Raw genomic sequence first — 16801 nt, 5'->3', positions numbered from 1 at the left:
CCTACGTGTGTTATGAAATAAAACTAGATAGGCTTTAGCTTGTATCAATATTCTGTGGTATTCAATAAAAAGCCCCTCAAAAGAGGGGCTTGAAGCAATTTTTGTAACTTGGCCTACGTAAAGGTGATAAGTTAATGCCAACTTTTCACTGCGTTTACGCGACGTCGCTGTTACTCGATTTAATCAATCTGAGGACCAGCCGCAACCAGGGATTTACCTTCAGCGTTGTCTGTGTATTTATCAAAGTTATTGATAAAGCGCGCTGCTAAATCTTTCGCTTTGCTTTCCCACTGAAGTGGGTCAACGTACGTGTCGCGAGGGTCTAGAATGCTAGGATCCACACCTGGTAGTGAAGTCGGTACTTCAAGATTGAAGATAGGAATGTGCTTAGTTGGTGCATCTTCAATCGAACCATCAAGAATGGCATCAATAATTCCGCGCGTATCTTGAATCGAGATACGTTTGCCAGTGCCGTTCCAACCTGTGTTCACTAGGTAAGCCTCAGCGCCTGCTGCTTCCATGCGTTTAACCAGTACTTCTGCGTATTTAGTTGGGTGAAGTGTTAGGAACGCCGCGCCGAAACAAGCAGAGAAAGTTGGTGTTGGCTCAGTAATACCGCGCTCTGTTCCCGCTAGTTTGGCGGTAAAGCCAGACAGGAAGTGGTACTTAGTTTGCTCAGGTGTCAATTTAGATACTGGAGGCAGTACGCCAAATGCATCGGCTGATAGGAAGATCACTTTATTCGCGTGACCGCCTTTTGATACTGGCTTAACGATATTATCGATATGGTAGATAGGGTAAGAAACACGTGTGTTTTCTGTTTTCGAACCATCATCAAAGTCGATAGAGCCATCGCCACGTACTGTTACGTTTTCTAGCAGTGCATCACGACGAATTGCGTTGTAGATGTCCGGCTCCGCTTCTTTCGAAAGTTTGATGGTTTTTGCGTAACAACCACCTTCGAAGTTGAAGACACCGTCATCATCCCAGCCGTGCTCATCATCACCAATTAGCGCACGTTTAGGATCAGTCGACAGGGTCGTTTTACCCGTACCAGATAGACCGAAGAATACCGCTACATCGCCATCTTTGCCCATGTTAGCGCTACAGTGCATTGATGCGATGTCTTTTAGTGGAAGGAAGTAGTTCATCATGGCGAACATACCTTTCTTCATTTCACCGCCGTACCAAGTACCACCGATAAGTTGCATGCGCTCAGTTAGGTTAAATACGGTGAAGTTTTCTGAGTTCAGGCCTTGCTCTTCCCATTTTGGATTAGTGCATTTTGCGCCATTCATTACTACGAAGTCTGGTTCAAATGTCGCTAACTCTTCTTCTGTCGGGCGAATAAACATGTTTTTAACGAAGTGCGCTTGCCATGCGACTTCTGTGATAACACGAATGCTCAAACGTGTATCTGGGTTTGCACCACAGTAACCGTCAACAACAAACAAGCGTTTGTTAGAAAGCTGGTTTGTGACCAGTTCTTTTAGCTCGTCCCACACTTCAGGAGTGATTGGCTTGTTATCATTTTTCACTTGATCAGACGTCCACCACATATGTTCTTCTGTCGTAGCGTCTTTGACGATGTATTTATCTTTTGGTGAGCGACCAGTAAAGATGCCAGTGTCAACGGCAACCGCACCTAGTTCAGTAACCACGCCGCGCTCATAACCGGTTAGGTCTTCACGCGTTTCTTCCTCAAACAACATTTCGTAGCTTGGGTTGCGAATAACCTCTTTTACGTTATGCAGTCCGTGCTTGGTTAGATCAAGTGTTGCAGCCTTAGTATGTTCCATAACGGTCATAGGTGCTCCTTATAAGGATTTTGTAGGGATTTTGTAAGAATGTTTTAATTTTAATCTGCTCACCATGCTAGCAACGGGGCGGGGAGAAAACAGGGAGATAGCTCAAAATTTACCCATGATTTCAATAAGGTTTTAGGTAACCCGTCACATATTGGTGGGAATAGTCTATCGTGCACGCAATCCTTTGCGCTAGGGCAAAATCATTATTAATTGTTTAAAATTAAGCAGTTGTTTTATTACGCTTGAGGTTAGTTATTACGAGGGGTTGATCACAAAAAGGCCAGCATTAAGCTGGCCTTTTGTAGGGTAAATTACGTGCTTGATAAGCTATGTAAATTAATGCAGGGTTTTCTTGTCCGTAGAAGCTTGTGCATACAGTTCAGTGACTTCAGATTCGTCGAACGTATAAGTTGTGCCACAGTAATCACAATGTAAAGAAACTGATCCAACTTCTGCCAAAATGTCATAAATTTCAGCTTTCTCAACGGTGATGATTGCGGCACCGCTACGCTCACGAGAACAGCCACAATGGAACTCGACAGGTTGCGGCTCGTACAGACGTACTTTGTCTTGGTTATATAGTCGATACAATAACTCGTTCGCTTCTAAACCAAACAATTCTTCATCTTTTACTGTATCAGTGAGCTGCTCTAGATGTTCGAAATCATCTGGAGAGCCAGTGCCGTCAGGGATCACTTGAATCAACATACCTGCTGCGTGTGCTTTGCCCTCATGCTCACCAGTGCGGATCCATAGGCGCGTTTTTAACTGCTCTGAGTTTGCAAAGTAGCCTTCTAGCACTTCTGCTAAAGTGTCACCTTCTAATCCAACGACACCTTGGTAACGCTCGCCGTTTTTCGGTTCGATAGTGATCACAAGGTAGCCCTTACCCATTAGATCGTGAATGTTTGCGTCATCGGCAATATCGCCTTCCCAGCGAGCTACGCCACGAACACGTTGGTTATGGTCACCGTTGATAACGGCAAGAGACACAGGACCGTCGCCTTGTAGCTGGATGGTGATCGAACCTTCGAACTTAAGAGTGGCAGTTAAAAGAGTAGTTGAAACGAGTAGCTCACCCAGCAGTTTCTCTATTGCTGCCGGATATTCCTTGCTGGAGATAACACGTTGGTACGCTTCATCTAATTGTACCAACTCGCCACGTACTGAAAGATCTTCGAATAGGTAGCGGTTTAAAACATTATTTGCCATGGAGTGCTTTCCTCGTTGGTAATTCCGGCTTTTATTGGTGTTTGAACTTAATGATGTCTCGGCGCTGCTTTTTATCTGGGCGGCGTTCCGGACTTGGGTTGTGGGCATTAAGCTTACGTTGAGTCGCGTGTTCCTCACGTTTCGCTATACTTTCATTAGTTTCGCGATATAAGGTTTGTGCGATGGGAGCGCCTCGGCGTTGATCTGAGATTTGTTCGATGATCACGATTTTTTCTTCGTTGCCTTGACGAAGTCTTACTTCAGCGCCCACTTCAACGATTTTACTCGGCTTGCTTCGTTGGCCATTATAGTGGACTTTACCGCCATCGACCATGTTACGCGCGATGGAGCGGGTTTTGTAAAATCTTGCGGCCCATAGCCATTTATCTAGCCTAACGGCTTCATTTAGGGAACTCATAGAACACTACGCTATCTAATCACTGCCCGAATACGGCAATGAGTGATGGATTATTCACCTACAGATGGAGTCAAGGCGTATTTTTTTCAAGGGAGTTGGCAAAAACTGCATAAGAAAAAGGTATGAAAGACAACTTGTGATATAGTTCACTGCTCTTTGTTGAGTAATAATTTTATTGCAAATTTAGCAATTTAAAGTCGATAGCTATCGTTATAGCTTAAATGACGGACGTTAGAATAAAGGAATCCATTCAGTGAAACGTTTAGAGCTAAGTGCAGGATTATCAAGCAGACCGCTACTGGCTCAGATCAAGTCCAATCATTATACCATTCAAGCCAAACTTAGCTTGTTGCTTACCTGTCTGTTTATTGCGATAACCGGATGGATACTTGGCAAAATTGTGTGGTTAGCCATACCTCAATCGTCGGAAGTGCCGCAATGGCGTCCATCGGCGAGTAGCGTTACTGCGAGTAATAAAGGCGACGCGATAGATTTTAATGCCCTTCAGAATGCCAACCTATTCGGTAAATTCACTGAGCAAAAAGCGGCAGTTGTAGAACAGCCTATTGTTAAAGACGCCCCTAAGACGCGCCTTAACCTCACCCTAGTCGGTGCGGTTGCCAGCAGTGATGCCAATACCAGCCTTGCTGTTATTGCTAACCGAGGTAAGCAAGCTACGTACGGTTTGGGTGAAGAAATCGAAGGGACACGTGCGACGCTAAAAGCGGTATTGGTGGATCGCGTCATCATTGATAACCAAGGTCGAGACGAGACCTTAATGATGCAAGGTATAGAATATAAGAAGCTATCTGAATCGCCGCAGGTAGCTAGGGCGCAAGCTCAGCGAGCAGAAGCAGCGACGTCTGACGTTGGAGAGAAATTAGAGCAAATCCGCGAGGAAATTGCGAAAGATCCACAAAGCGTTTTTAAATACATCACCATTTCACCCGTCAAAAAAGACGGAGACATTGTTGGTTATCGAGTATCACCTGGTCGTGATGCCGCATTATTTAATGATGTAGGGCTACAACCTGGTGATATTGCGGTTCAACTGAACGGGATCGATTTAAGTGACCCGTCTTCTTCAGTACAACTGATGCAAGTGATGAGCGATCCGCAAGAATTAAATTTAACTGTTGAGCGAGACGGCCAACAGTACGATATCTATATCCAATTGTAAGACTTAGGCAACCGGCGTAAGTTCAGGGAGACATACGTGAAACATTGGTTCAGCAAAAGTGCTTGGCTACTAGCAGGAAGTTTACTCTGCGTACCAGGTGCAATGGCAAACGAATTTAGTGCGAGCTTTAAAGGCACTGATATTCAAGAATTCATCAACATAGTGGGTCGTAACCTCGAAAAGACCATCATTGTTGATCCTTCAGTACGCGGTAAGATCGATGTCCGCAGCTATGACGTACTTAACGAAGAGCAATATTACAGCTTTTTCCTTAATGTCCTTGAAGTATACGGTTACGCAGTCGTAGAGATGGACAATGGGGTACTTAAGGTTATCAAAGCAAAAGACTCAAAAACCTCAGCAATCCCTGTGTTAGGTGATGGCAGCGCGCAAGGCGATAGTGTTATCACTCGAGTTGTCGCGGTGCGTAATGTGTCGGTCCGTGAGTTGTCTCCTCTACTTCGTCAGCTGATTGATAACGCCGGTGCCGGTAACGTGGTTCATTATGATCCAGCGAATATTATCTTGATTACTGGTCGTGCGGCAGTAGTGAATCGCTTAGCAGAGATCATCAAGCGTGTTGACCAAGCCGGTGATAAAGAAATTGAATTGGTGGAGCTGCGTAATGCATCTGCTGCTGAAATGGTACGCATTGTCGAAGCACTGAATAAAAGTGCGAATCAGAAAAGCACGCCAGAGTTCCTTGAACCTAAAATTGTGGCCGATGAACGTACTAACGCGATTTTAATTTCTGGTGATCCAAAAGTAAGAGCCCGCTTGAAACGTTTGATTCGTCAACTTGATGTTGAAATGGCGACAAAAGGTAACAACCGAGTTGTGTACCTGAAAAATGCGAAAGCTGAAGACTTGGTGGATGTATTGAAAGGTGTTTCCGATAACCTGCAAGCTGAAAAGCAAGCCGGTCAGAAAACATCAGGTGCATCGCGTGGTGAGGTCGTCATTGCTGCTCACGCTGCAACTAACTCGTTAGTTTTAACAGCGCCACCAGATATTATGATGGCATTACAAGACGTCATTTCTCAACTCGATATTCGTCGTGCTCAGGTTCTTATTGAAGCGTTAATTGTCGAAATGTCTGAAGGTGATGGTATTAACCTAGGTGTTCAGTGGGGTTCGTTAGAAACGGGTGCTGTAATTCAGTACGGTAACTCAGGAGCCCCGATTGGTCAGGTGATGGTTGGTCTAGAAGAAGCAAAAGATCAAACCCGCACTGAATACTATACCAACTCTAATGGCGAACGAACGCCATATGATGTTACTGAATCAGGTGACTACTCTACGCTAGCGTCAGCGCTTAGCGGAGTAAATGGTGCGGCAATGAGTATTGTCATGGGTGACTGGACAGCGCTAATTAGTGCTGTTGCTTCTGACTCCAACTCAAACATTCTATCTTCTCCGAGTATTACTGTAATGGATAATGGCGAAGCATCATTTATTGTGGGTGAAGAGGTTCCGGTTATTACGGGCTCTACGGCTGGCTCAAACAACGACAACCCATTCCAAACGGTTGACCGTAAAGAAGTCGGTATCAAACTCAAAGTAGTGCCACAAATTAACGAAGGTGACTCTGTACAGTTAAACATTGAACAAGAAGTTTCCAACGTATTAGGCGCAAACGGTGCGGTTGACGTTCGCTTTGCTAAACGACAGTTAAACACCTCTGTCATGATCCAAGATGGTCAGATGTTGGTTCTTGGTGGTTTGGTCGATGAACGCGCACTTGAAAGTGAGTCTAAAGTGCCGCTATTGGGTGACATTCCGGTACTTGGCCATCTGTTCAAGTCAACTAGCACGCAAACAGAAAAACGTAACTTGATGGTGTTCATCAAGCCGACGATTATTCGCGATGGTGTGACGGCTGACGGTATTACGCAGCGTAAATACAACTTTATTCGCGCAGAACAGCTTTATAAAGCGGATCAAGGGTTGAAGTTGATGGCAGACGAGAAGATCCCGGTTATGCCAGCCTTTGGCCAGGAGCGTCAGCACCCAACAGAGATTCAAGCGTTTATTGATCAAATGGAAAACAACTAATGGTTGATATGTTAGACACAGCGCCAAGTATGCGTCGTCTGCCATTCAGTTTTGCCAACCGCTTTAAACTGGTGCTGGAGACAGAGCATCCTGAGCGTCCACCTATTCTTTACTATGTCGAGCCGCTTAACCCTGCGGCTCTGGTTGAAGTCCGTCGTGTATTAAAGAAAAGCTTCGTACCGCAACCTATCGATAAAGAAGCCTTTGATAAAAAGCTGACCGAAGCATATCAACGCGACTCGTCTGAAGCGCGTCAGTTGATGGAAGATATTGGTGCTGATAGCGATGATTTCTTCTCTTTGGCTGAAGAACTGCCGCACGATGAAGACTTATTAGAATCGGAAGACGATGCGCCAATCATCAAATTGATCAACGCCATGTTGGGCGAAGCGATCAAAGAAGGTGCGTCGGATATTCATATTGAGACGTTCGAGAAAACCCTTTCGATTCGTTTCCGTGTCGATGGCGTATTGCGTGAAGTCCTGACTCCAAGCCGTAAGCTAGCGCCTTTGCTAGTTTCTCGTGTGAAGGTTATGGCTAAACTAGATATCGCAGAAAAGCGTGTGCCTCAAGATGGCCGTATTTCGTTGCGTATCGGTGGTCGTGCGGTGGACGTGCGTGTATCTACGATGCCGTCCTCACATGGTGAGCGCGTGGTAATGCGTTTGTTGGATAAAAACGCGACTCGTCTTGATTTACATAGTTTGGGCATGACACCTTCAGTGCATGACAACTTCCGTCACTTGATTGGCCGCCCTCACGGTATCATCTTGGTGACGGGCCCGACAGGTTCTGGTAAATCAACCACCTTGTATGCTGGCTTGCAAGAGATCAATAGCAACGAGCGCAACATTCTAACGGTTGAAGACCCGATCGAATTTGATATTGATGGCATCGGTCAAACTCAGGTGAACCCAAAGGTCGATATGACGTTTGCGCGCGGCTTGCGTGCCATTCTGCGTCAGGACCCGGATGTGGTGATGGTCGGTGAGATCCGTGACTTAGAAACCGCACAAATTGCAGTGCAAGCGTCCTTAACGGGTCACTTGGTAATGTCGACTCTCCACACCAACACCGCAGTGGGTGCGATTACGCGTCTACGTGATATGGGGATTGAGCCATTCCTTATTTCTTCTTCGTTATTAGGGGTGCTAGCGCAGCGCTTAGTTCGAACGCTTTGTCCAAGCTGTAAAGAGCCGTATGAAGCCGATGCGGAACAGAAAAAACTGTTTGGTATGGAAGCGCATGAACCGTTAGAACTGCACCGAGCAAAAGGCTGTGAAGCGTGCAACCAAAAAGGCTACCGAGGTCGAACAGGTATCCACGAGCTCATTATGGTTGATGAGCAAGTGCAAGAGTTGATTCATCGAGAGTCTGGTGAACAAGAAATTGAGAGAGCCGTTCGCGCCCATACGCCAAGTATTCGTAGTGATGGTTTAAGCAAAGTACGTCGTGGTATTACGTCACTTGAAGAAGTGATGCGAGTGACGAAGGAAACCTAATGGCGGCATTTGAGTACAAAGCGCTAGATGCAAAAGGCAAGCATAAAAAAGGCACGATAGAAGGGGACAACGCCCGACAAGTGCGCCAGCGACTCAAAGAGCAAGGGATGATCCCGATTGAAGTGGTCGAGACGAAAGCTAAATCGGCTAAGTCTTCAGGTTCAGTCAGCTTTAAGCGCGGTATCTCAACATCTGAGCTGGCACTCATCACACGGCAATTGTCTACGCTAGTCCAATCAGGAATGCCTTTGGAAGAGTGTTTGCGTGCGGTATCTGAGCAGGCTGAAAAGCCGAGGATTCGTTCTATGTTGGCTGCGGTTCGCTCGAAAGTAACAGAGGGTTATCCGCTTGCCGACAGTTTTGCCGATTACCCACACGTGTTTGATGAACTGTACCGCTCCATGGTTGCGGCGGGTGAAAAATCAGGTCACCTCGATACCGTATTAGAGCGTTTGGCAGACTATGTCGAAAACCGCCAAAAGATGCGATCTAAATTGCTTCAAGCCATGATTTATCCTGTAGTTTTGGTGGTATTCGCGGTTGTCATCGTTTCGTTCTTATTGGCGACAGTGGTTCCTAAAATCATTGAACCCATCATTCAGATGGGCCAAGAGTTACCTCAATCGACGCAATTTTTACTGGCAGCCAGTGAGTTTGTGCAAGATTGGGGGCTGATTATTTTCGTTGTGCTGGTGGTGCTTTTCTATGGCCTCAAACTGGCGTTGCAAAAGCCAGACTTTCGCTTAGCTTGGGACAGAAAAATCTTGAGCTTACCGCTAATAGGTAAGATCTCTCGAGGTTTGAATACCGCACGATTCGCACGAACGCTTTCGATCTGTACTTCCAGTGCGATTCCAATTCTAGAGGGTATGCGCGTTGCGGTAGATGTTATGTCTAACCGTTATGTGAAGCAGCAAGTGTTGCTTGCAGCGGATAACGTTCGAGAGGGCGCTAGTTTGCGTAAGGCGTTGGACCAAACCCGCTTGTTTCCACCAATGATGCTACACATGATCGCCAGTGGTGAGCAAAGTGGTGAATTAGAGAGCATGTTGACGCGGGCAGCCGATAACCAAGATCAAAACTTTGAATCAACAGTCAATATTGCTCTGGGTGTGTTTACTCCTGCGCTGATTGCATTAATGGCTGGATTAGTGTTGTTCATTGTGATGGCGACCTTGATGCCAATGTTAGAAATGAATAACTTGATGAGCGGATAATTTCGAATTAAGACGTGTCTACTAACGGCATGGCTTTAATCTAACTTTCGGAGAAAAAAATGAAGTTTAAGCGTAGTAAACAACAGGGTTTTACACTTTTAGAAGTGATGGTTGTTGTGGTTATCCTAGGTATTTTGGCAAGTTTTGTTGTTCCAAACCTATTGGGTAACAAAGAGAAGGCTGACCAACAAAAAGCGATTACGGACATCGTAGCGCTGGAAAATGCCTTAGATATGTACAAGTTGGATAACAGCGTTTACCCAACAACGGACCAAGGTCTAGAAGCATTGGTTAGTAAGCCATCTAACCCAGAGCCACGCAACTACCGTGATGGTGGTTACATCAAACGTCTTCCTAATGACCCTTGGGGCAACCAGTACCAATACTTAAGCCCAGGTGATAACGGTACAATCGATATCTTCACTCTAGGCGCAGATGGCCAAGAGGGTGGAGAAGGTCCAGCTGCAGATATTGGCAACTGGAACATGCAAGACTTCCAATAATTGAGCCTAAGCCAGCACTAATGAAACAAATGCGAAAACATAACGGTTTTACATTGATAGAAATTCTATTGGTGCTGGTTTTGCTATCTCTTACGGCTGTGGCCGTGATCTCGACGTTACCGACTAGCCAAAAAGATCTTTCCAAACAGTATGCTCAAAGCTTTTTTCAGCGTTTACAGCTGCTCAATGAAGAAGCGGTGCTGAGCGGTAAAGATTTTGGCGTTCGAGTGGATGATACCAAATCGACCTACGCTCTACTGAGTTTAACCTCAGAAGGTTGGCAGCCTCTGAAATTAAAGCAGATTCCGAGCAAAACCAAGCTAGAAGAAGATATTACGCTACAACTCGAGCTCGGAGGTGGTGCTTGGGATAATGATGAGCGCTTATTCAAACCAGGTTCTCTTTTTGATGAAGACATGTTCGCAGAAGAAGAGGACGAAAAGAAAATTGAGCCACCGCAAGTGTTTATCTTTTCCAGCGCCGAAGTCACGCCATTTACCCTGTCTTTTTTTCCGCAAAATGGTGATGCCTTTAATGACGGTTGGCGAGTCATTGGCAAAGAAAGTGGACAAATTTTGTTATTAGCTCCGGGCGAAGAAGTGAAAGAGGATGAGAATGCGCAATTTTAAGCAAGCTCGCCCAAATTTGAGTCATCGCCGGACGAGAGGCATGACCTTACTGGAAGTATTGGTCGCACTGGCAATTTTCGCTACCGCTGCCATCAGTGTCATTCGCTCTGTGAGCCAGCATATTAATACAATCAGTTATCTAGAAGAAAAAATGTTTGCAGCCATGGTTGTGGATAATCAGATGGCAAATGTGATGTTGAATACCGGAGAACTCAAAGCGAAAAACGGCACAGAAGAGCTGGCAGGACGCACTTGGTTCTGGAAAGTCACGCCAGTCGCCACGACGCAGCCATTGCTGAAAGCATTTGATGTGAGCGTCTCGGTAGAGAAAAGCGCGAGCCCTGTAGTAACGGTACGAAGCTATGTGGCGCAATAATCATCTCCGCGCAAACACGCGCCAAAGGGTAAAAGGTTTTACACTTATTGAAGTGTTGGTATCGATTGCCATCTTTGCCAGTTTAAGTGTCGCAGCGTACCAAGTGGTATCGCAAGTACAGCGTAGCAATGCGCTATCACAAGAACGAACCCAACGCTTAAACGAAATTCAGCGTGCCATGGTTATGATGGATAACGATTTTCGTCAAATGGCGATGCGTCAAACACGTACTAATGGTGAAGAGCCTGCTAGCCGGCTAATTTTTTGGTCCGATTACCTGTTGGACTCCGATACTAAAGGGCTGATGTTTGCCCGTTTAGGTTGGCACAATCCTCAGCAGCAGTTCCCTCGTGGAGAAGTAACCAAGGTTGGCTATCGCTTAAAAGAAGAAACACTGCAGCGAGTATGGTGGCGCTATCCTGATACGCCGGTTGGGCAACAAGGTACTGTTACTCCATTGCTAACGCAGGTCGAGTCATTTGATATGCGTTTCTATGATGGTAAGCAATGGAAAAAAGAGTGGGCTGAAGAAAAAGCGCTGCCGAAAGCGGTTTCTGTTGTTCTCACTCTCAAAGACTATGGAGAAATTGCCCGCACTTATCTCACTCCTGATGGCACATTGAGTCAGAAAGAGGAAAGTTCAGGAGACAGCAATAATGGTTAACCGTCAGCGCGGTGTTGCTTTGATTATAGTGTTGATGTTGCTGGCGATTATGGCGACGGTTGCCGCCAGCATGTCGGAACGTTTGTTCCTGCAGTTTCAGCGAGGCGCTAATCAAATCAATTACCAGCAAGCGTACTGGTACAGCCTTGGCGTCGAGGCGCTAGCAAAAGTGGGTATCGAGCAAAGTTATAAAGACACCGACACGATTAATATGAGTCAACCGTGGGCGATAAAAGAGCAAGTCTATCCGTTAGATTATGGTCAAGCGGCGGGACGAATTAGAGACAAGCAAGCGTGCTTTAATCTAAATGTATTGAGTCGTGTGCAACCAACGGGTCAGCAAATTACAAGACCATATTTAGTGAATGTATTGCAGCGCCTATTAGAAGAGTTGGATGTCGAGCCATATCAAGCAGAAATCATTGCAGACTCTACTTGGGAATATATTGATGCTGACGACTCTGTCCGTTCGACTACTGGGGTTGAAGACAGCACATATGAAGCGATGAAGCCTTCCTATTTAGCATCAAATGGTTGGATGGCAGATGCTTCCGAGTTACGGGCTGTCTATCAGGTGAGTGGTGAAATTTTCCAAAAATTGGAGCCGCTGGTCTGTGCATTACCAAGTGATGACTGGCGTTTAAACGTGAATACGATTGATGTTGAGCAAACTCCGATTTTGGTGGCAATGTTCTCACCAAACTTAAGCAGTAGTGATGCGATTCAGCTAATTGAAAAACGCCCATTTGATGGGTGGGATAGCATTGATGAATTTTTAGCAGAGTCAGAAATGGCTGGCTTAAGTGAAGATGTAAAGAAAAACGCCAAAGGCTATTTGGGTGTGGATAGCGCCTTTTTTGAATTGGATGCACAAGTGTTGGTGGATGAATCACGTGTACGTATCCGAAGCCTTTTACAAAGTACAAATAGAGAAACGGTGACCGTAGTTCGCCGTCGTTTTGGAGGGATCAGTGAGCGAGTTTCTGACCGTTCGGCTGAGTAGCGAACAACAAAGTACCATTCCTTGGGTGGTGTGGTCGACAGATCAACAGGAAGTGATTGCTAGCGGTGAAATCGCCGGATGGGAACACTTAGATGAGTTGGTCTCATATGCTGGTCAGCGCCAAGTTGTGGCGCTGCTGGCGAGTAATGATGTGGTCCTGACGCAAGTGGATATACCGCCTGGTGCAACACGCCAATTCGAGGCGATGTTACCGTACTTAGTGGAAGACGAAGTTGCTCAGGACGTTGATGGCCTGCACTTTAGCGTGTTGGGTAAACAAGCGGATAAAGCGCAGATTTGCGCAGTTGAACGTGCTTGGATTCAGACTGTACTGCAACGTTTCTCAAGCCAAGGTATCGCCATTAAACGCATTTTACCCGATGTGCTTGCGTTACCGGTTCGTGGAGATCACAGCAGTGCTGCAATGATTGGCGAGCAATGGCTGATTCGTCACTCTGCGACAGAGGGCGCGGTTGTCGACGCTTCTTGGTTAGACCTTTACCTCTCTTCTTATCTACAAAATCATGAAGGTTGGAAGCTCGATTGCTATAGCTCGGTCCCGGAATCTGCGTTACCTGAAATATGGGAGCCGCAACCAGAAGAAATGACGATGGCTTTACTGGCGAAGGGGGTGACAGAAAGCAAAGTCAATTTGCTGACTGGGATCTTCAAGCCGAAATCTTCTTGGGGTAAATACTGGAAGCTCTGGCAAAAAGCCACCATTGCTGCGGGGGTGCTTATCGTCGTCATGGTTGCGCAGCAGTTGCTCGTGGTCCACAAGTACGAAGCACAAGCTCAAGCGTATCGTGAGGAGAGTGAGCGTATTTTCCGCCAGGTGTTCCCAAATAAACGACGCATTCCTACCGTTAGTTACCTCAAACGACAAATGGATGATGAAGAGCGCCGCTTATCTGGTGGAAGTGGCCAGCAGGCAATGTTGTCATGGTTGGCGGCATTACCCGCGACGCTTGGTCAGGTCAGCGACTTGGAGATCACTAGCTTTAAATACGACGGACAACGTGGCGAAGTACGTATTCAGGCTCGTAGTTCAGACTTCCAACCTTTTGAGCAGGCTCGTGTGAAATTGGCAGAGAAGTTTAATGTTGAGCAAGGTCAGTTGAACCGTAGCGATAACGTTGTGGTTGGCAGCTTTGTTTTGAAGCGTTTGTGAGGTGATGATGAAAAATTTAATTTCTCAAGCTCAGGTTTGGTGGAGCAGCATCTCGCAGCGTGAGCAGCGTTTGGTCATGGGATGTGGCGCTATTGCCGTTATCGGTATTATTTATTGGGGTTTATTACAGCCAATGAGTCAACGTGCGGAGCTAGCTCAGTCACGTATTCAAAGTGAAAAGCAGTTGCTAGCTTGGGTACAAGATAAAGCGGATGGCATCACTGCACTGCGAAAAAGCAGCGGTGTGAGCTACTCTAGTCAACCGTTGAATCAGTTGGTTTCTTCTTCAGCTCGTCGTTATAAAGTTGAGTTGATTAGAGTACAACCTCGTAATGAGAGCGTTCAAGTGTGGATCAAACCACTCGCGTTTAATCAACTAGTGGATTGGTTACGTTACTTGAAAGAGCAACAGGGTATTGAAGTCGAATTTTTAGATATCGACCGAACAGAGCAAGCGGGCATGATCGATGTAAACCGCCTTCAGTTTAAGCGAGGTTAAGGTGAAGCGAGCAGTACTTTACGTTGTTATCTTTATCGTCTTTTTTTCAGTCAGTCTTTTAATGGGATTACCAGTCTCTTGGGTGTTACAACAAGCACCAACAGTGAGAGGCCTGGACATTCAAGGAGCCAACGGTTCGGTATGGCAAGGTAAAGCTTCTAGTATTCGTTGGCAGCGCCAGAACCTTGGAGAAGTTAATTGGGATTTCCAATGGTCGAGTCTACTGACAGGTAAAGCTGAGTTTGCTGTGCGCTTTGGTCGTGGTAGTGAAATGGACGTTCGTGGGCGCGGTTTTGTCGGTTATAGCTTAAGTGATGGCCCTTATGCCAAAAACTTAGTTGCCTCGATTCCGGCGGTAAAAGTTGTTGAGCAAGCGCGCCTCCCTGTGCCTGTTGGTGTTGATGGGCAACTTGAGCTGAATATTCGTCATGCGACTTATGCTGCGCCTTGGTGTAAGAACGGTGAAGGCACTTTAGTATGGAATGCCAGTGGTATTCAAAGCCCCGTTGGCAGCTTAGATCTCGGTCCTGTGATTGCCGATATAAACTGTCAGGATAGTGTATTGACGGCAACTGGTGAGCAGAGCAGCAAACAAGTCTCTGCGGCGTTTTCCGCTGAACTGATGCCTAATCAACGGTACTCAACCAAAGCGTGGTTCAAACCTGGTGCAGAGTTCCCATCCAGCATGGGGGAGCAACTGAAATGGCTGGGTAAGCCGAATGCTCAAGGTCAATATGAGTTTAATTACCAAGGGCGCTTCTAACCTATCGTGACAAAATCCAATATCTTAAAAGAGCTGCTATTGTGCAGCTCTTTTTGCTTTTGGATCATCGTAAGCTAAAACCTCTATTCGCTGTACATTCGATCTTGATTGGGAATGAGTGAAAGTTTAAAGCCATGATTTTTAATCGATTTGTTTTCTTTCGTTCAGCTTTGCAGGCAATTGGAACATAGTAGGCCAAATGCTCCAAGTGCTGTACAGAAGGTCAAAAAGAAAAGGCCACGAAGATATTCGTGGCCTTTCTATTGCTAGAATTTTGTGCTCTAAATTTTACCGATAAGGCGCTTAATCTTTGCGTTGTAAAATCTCATTCCAAGGTAAATCCGCATCACCAAGAACAATAAAGTTCGGGTTTTCTAGTGTTTCCCGCTCGTTATATGACAGCGGTTCTAATTGCGTGCTGAGAATACGTCCGCCAGCTTCTTCAACAATGCATTGTGTCGCAGCGGTGTCCCACTCACCTGTTGGACCTAGTCGGAGATAGCAATCTACCGCCCCTTCCGCGACGAGGCATGCTTTCAATGCTGCAGAACCGAGCGGTATTAAGTCGTAATTCCAGGCGCTGCTCATACGGTTAGTAATACGATTGATGTCTTGGCGACGACTAATAGCAATTGCGATGCTTTGCTCTGGCTGTTCGTGTTTGTGTGTATGGATTTTGACGCTGTCCGACATGTCGGGAATTTTCCAGGCGCCTTTGCCATTATAAGCGTAGTAAGTCACGCCAGATACAGGGCCGTAAACGACGCCCATGGTTGGTCGATTGTTGTCGACCAACGCAATAATAGTGGCAAAGTCACCACTGCGAGCGATGAATTCTTGAGTACCATCAAGAGGGTCGACTAACCAATAACGTTCCCACTGAGCGCGTTGCTCTAAGCTTATGTCTGCGTCTTCTTCTGACAACACGGGAATGTCAGGCGTCAGATCACTCAAGCGTTCAGTGATGAACTTGTGAGCTGCAATATCTGCACTTGTTACGGGAGTTTCGTCACTTTTGGTGTAGGCCTCGTATTGCTTCTTTTCATATATTTCGAGGATCATTTGCCCAGCACTGCGGGCAATCTCGATGACTTGAGGAAGTAGGTGAGATAGATCTTTTGTCATTGGCATAAGTGATAGTCCTTACTCACAGTGTTATTCGGTTCTAATGACCGTTATTGGTTATGCTTGTGAGTGGTGTTTGGTAAGTGTTTCAGTGCCAACATTAGCGCTGTGATGCTTCGTGCTTCACAGAAATCCATGTGAGTTAATAACTCTTCGGCTTGCGCAAGTGGCCAACGCACAATTTCCAGTGGTTCAGGCTCATCGCCTTCTTGCTTCTCTGGATAAAGCGCCTGTCCTAAAAATAGAGTCATTTTGCTCGAAAAGTAAGATGGCGCGAGGATAACTTGTTTCAACGGGGTTAACTGATTACAGCCAAAGCCGATTTCTTCTTTTAACTCACGATCCGCAGCTTGGTGTGGTGTTTCTCCTGGGTCAATCAGCCCTTTTGGGAAACCTAGCTCGTAGCGTTCAGTTCCAGCGGCGTATTCACGCACCAGTAATAAATCGCCTTGTTCTGTTACAGGGACTACCATTACAGCATCTCGTCCACTTGGCTTCATACGCTCATAAGTACGGTGCTCACCATTGGAAAAACGAAGGTCGAGCGCTTCCACAGCAAACAGTTTGGATTTTGCAACCGTCTGGCATGAGAGTATCTCTGGTGGGGTTCGTTTCGGCATGACGCTGGCTCCTTGGTGTCGTTGGCGTTTACGAGATGCGTAAGATTCTTAATATA

Annotated in this window: 17 protein-coding genes; 12 read left to right on the top strand and 5 right to left on the bottom strand. The window is 46.1% G+C overall.

Annotation, left to right across the window (positions count from 1 at the left end; genetic code table 11):
* Positions 1 to 179: 179 nt before the first annotated feature.
* From pckA to hslR, 3 genes are all read right to left on the bottom strand, one after another.
* On the bottom strand, positions 180 to 1808 hold the full coding sequence (pckA, locus tag R7O13_RS13145; RefSeq protein ID WP_017820689.1) for a phosphoenolpyruvate carboxykinase (ATP): 1629 nt from the start codon (positions 1806 to 1808) through the stop codon (positions 180 to 182).
* A 336-nt stretch (positions 1809 to 2144) separates the two neighbouring features.
* Positions 2145 to 3020, bottom strand: a complete 876-nt coding sequence (gene hslO / locus R7O13_RS13140; RefSeq protein ID WP_031780788.1) for an Hsp33 family molecular chaperone HslO — start codon at positions 3018 to 3020, stop codon at positions 2145 to 2147.
* 31 nt (positions 3021 to 3051) lie between these two features.
* Positions 3052 to 3438, bottom strand: a complete 387-nt coding sequence (gene hslR / locus R7O13_RS13135; RefSeq protein ID WP_005379292.1) for a ribosome-associated heat shock protein Hsp15 — start codon at positions 3436 to 3438, stop codon at positions 3052 to 3054.
* Positions 3439 to 3691: 253 nt separating this feature from the next.
* Here hslR and gspC point away from each other — a divergent pair, with 253 nt between their 5' ends.
* From gspC to R7O13_RS13075, 12 genes are read left to right on the top strand one after another with little or no spacing between them, the layout of a single operon-like run.
* The gene (gene gspC / locus R7O13_RS13130; protein ID WP_115385654.1) at positions 3692 to 4618 is read left to right on the top strand and encodes a type II secretion system protein GspC; all 927 of its coding nucleotides are present in this window, start codon (positions 3692 to 3694) and stop codon (positions 4616 to 4618) included.
* 36 nt (positions 4619 to 4654) lie between these two features.
* A complete protein-coding gene (gene gspD / locus R7O13_RS13125) occupies positions 4655 to 6673 on the top strand; it encodes a type II secretion system secretin GspD (RefSeq protein WP_005379295.1) in 2019 nt (672 codons plus the stop codon).
* Entirely contained in the window at positions 6673 to 8175 is a 1503-nt protein-coding gene (gene gspE, locus R7O13_RS13120) for a type II secretion system ATPase GspE (RefSeq protein ID WP_005379296.1), read from the top strand. The genes gspD and gspE overlap by 1 nt, the downstream gene beginning before the upstream one ends.
* Complete coding sequence (gspF, locus tag R7O13_RS13115) at positions 8175 to 9392, top strand: type II secretion system inner membrane protein GspF (protein WP_033905910.1); 1218 nt, start codon at positions 8175 to 8177, stop codon at positions 9390 to 9392. Before gspE ends, gspF begins: the two co-directional genes overlap by 1 nt.
* Positions 9393 to 9451: 59 nt before the next feature.
* A complete protein-coding gene (gene gspG / locus R7O13_RS13110; RefSeq protein WP_005379298.1) occupies positions 9452 to 9895 on the top strand; it encodes a type II secretion system major pseudopilin GspG in 444 nt (147 codons plus the stop codon).
* Between the two features lie 29 nt (positions 9896 to 9924).
* Positions 9925 to 10524, top strand: coding sequence for a prepilin-type N-terminal cleavage/methylation domain-containing protein (locus R7O13_RS13105; RefSeq protein ID WP_213969808.1), 600 nt, complete (start codon positions 9925 to 9927; stop codon positions 10522 to 10524).
* Positions 10511 to 10900, top strand: coding sequence for a type II secretion system minor pseudopilin GspI (gspI, locus tag R7O13_RS13100; protein ID WP_017635009.1), 390 nt, complete (start codon positions 10511 to 10513; stop codon positions 10898 to 10900). Before R7O13_RS13105 ends, gspI begins: the two co-directional genes overlap by 14 nt.
* Positions 10887 to 11564, top strand: a complete 678-nt coding sequence (gene gspJ / locus R7O13_RS13095) for a type II secretion system minor pseudopilin GspJ (RefSeq protein ID WP_132936677.1) — start codon at positions 10887 to 10889, stop codon at positions 11562 to 11564. The genes gspI and gspJ overlap by 14 nt, the downstream gene beginning before the upstream one ends.
* Positions 11557 to 12567: a type II secretion system minor pseudopilin GspK gene (gene gspK / locus R7O13_RS13090; RefSeq protein ID WP_005382999.1), complete on the top strand. Its 1011-nt coding sequence runs from the start codon at positions 11557 to 11559 to the stop codon at positions 12565 to 12567. Before gspJ ends, gspK begins: the two co-directional genes overlap by 8 nt.
* Positions 12536 to 13738 (top strand): type II secretion system protein GspL, encoded by a 1203-nt coding sequence (gspL, locus tag R7O13_RS13085; protein WP_025768306.1) that lies wholly within the window; start codon positions 12536 to 12538, stop codon positions 13736 to 13738. Before gspK ends, gspL begins: the two co-directional genes overlap by 32 nt.
* A 7-nt stretch (positions 13739 to 13745) precedes the next feature.
* Entirely contained in the window at positions 13746 to 14237 is a 492-nt protein-coding gene (locus R7O13_RS13080) for a type II secretion system protein M (protein ID WP_005383002.1), read from the top strand.
* 1 nt (position 14238) lies between these two features.
* Positions 14239 to 15000 (top strand): type II secretion system protein N, encoded by a 762-nt coding sequence (locus tag R7O13_RS13075; protein WP_318304006.1) that lies wholly within the window; start codon positions 14239 to 14241, stop codon positions 14998 to 15000.
* 303 nt (positions 15001 to 15303) lie between these two features.
* On the opposite strand, the gene cysQ is transcribed toward R7O13_RS13075, so the two are convergent.
* Together cysQ and nudE are read right to left on the bottom strand one after the other, a co-directional pair.
* A complete protein-coding gene (gene cysQ, locus R7O13_RS13070; protein WP_005379308.1) occupies positions 15304 to 16131 on the bottom strand; it encodes a 3'(2'),5'-bisphosphate nucleotidase CysQ in 828 nt (275 codons plus the stop codon).
* A gap of 44 nt (positions 16132 to 16175) precedes the next feature.
* A complete protein-coding gene (gene nudE / locus R7O13_RS13065; protein ID WP_005379309.1) occupies positions 16176 to 16745 on the bottom strand; it encodes an ADP compounds hydrolase NudE in 570 nt (189 codons plus the stop codon).
* Positions 16746 to 16801: the final 56 nt, after the last annotated feature.

It is taken from the genome of Vibrio sp. Y176 (assembly GCF_033438945.1).
Note: the sequence above shows the minus strand (reverse complement) of the source record. Positions and strands in the feature narration are given on the sequence as shown.

Bases quoted from the DNA above. Each gene is read 5' to 3' on its own strand.
- pckA (WP_017820689.1), bottom strand. From the start codon at position 1,808: ATGACCGTTATGGAACATACTAAGGCTGCAACACTTGATCTAACCAAG.
- hslO (WP_031780788.1), bottom strand. From the start codon at position 3,020: ATGGCAAATAATGTTTTAAACCGCTACCTATTCGAAGATCTTTCAGTA.
- hslR (WP_005379292.1), bottom strand. From the start codon at position 3,438: ATGAGTTCCCTAAATGAAGCCGTTAGGCTAGATAAATGGCTATGGGCC.
- gspE (WP_005379296.1), top strand. From the start codon at position 6,673: ATGGTTGATATGTTAGACACAGCGCCAAGTATGCGTCGTCTGCCATTC.
- gspF (WP_033905910.1), top strand. From the start codon at position 8,175: ATGGCGGCATTTGAGTACAAAGCGCTAGATGCAAAAGGCAAGCATAAA.
- gspG (WP_005379298.1), top strand. From the start codon at position 9,452: ATGAAGTTTAAGCGTAGTAAACAACAGGGTTTTACACTTTTAGAAGTG.
- R7O13_RS13105 (WP_213969808.1), top strand. From the start codon at position 9,925: ATGCGAAAACATAACGGTTTTACATTGATAGAAATTCTATTGGTGCTG.
- gspI (WP_017635009.1), top strand. From the start codon at position 10,511: ATGCGCAATTTTAAGCAAGCTCGCCCAAATTTGAGTCATCGCCGGACG.
- gspJ (WP_132936677.1), top strand. From the start codon at position 10,887: ATGTGGCGCAATAATCATCTCCGCGCAAACACGCGCCAAAGGGTAAAA.
- gspK (WP_005382999.1), top strand. From the start codon at position 11,557: ATGGTTAACCGTCAGCGCGGTGTTGCTTTGATTATAGTGTTGATGTTG.
- R7O13_RS13080 (WP_005383002.1), top strand. From the start codon at position 13,746: ATGAAAAATTTAATTTCTCAAGCTCAGGTTTGGTGGAGCAGCATCTCG.
- cysQ (WP_005379308.1), bottom strand. From the start codon at position 16,131: ATGCCAATGACAAAAGATCTATCTCACCTACTTCCTCAAGTCATCGAG.
- nudE (WP_005379309.1), bottom strand. From the start codon at position 16,745: ATGCCGAAACGAACCCCACCAGAGATACTCTCATGCCAGACGGTTGCA.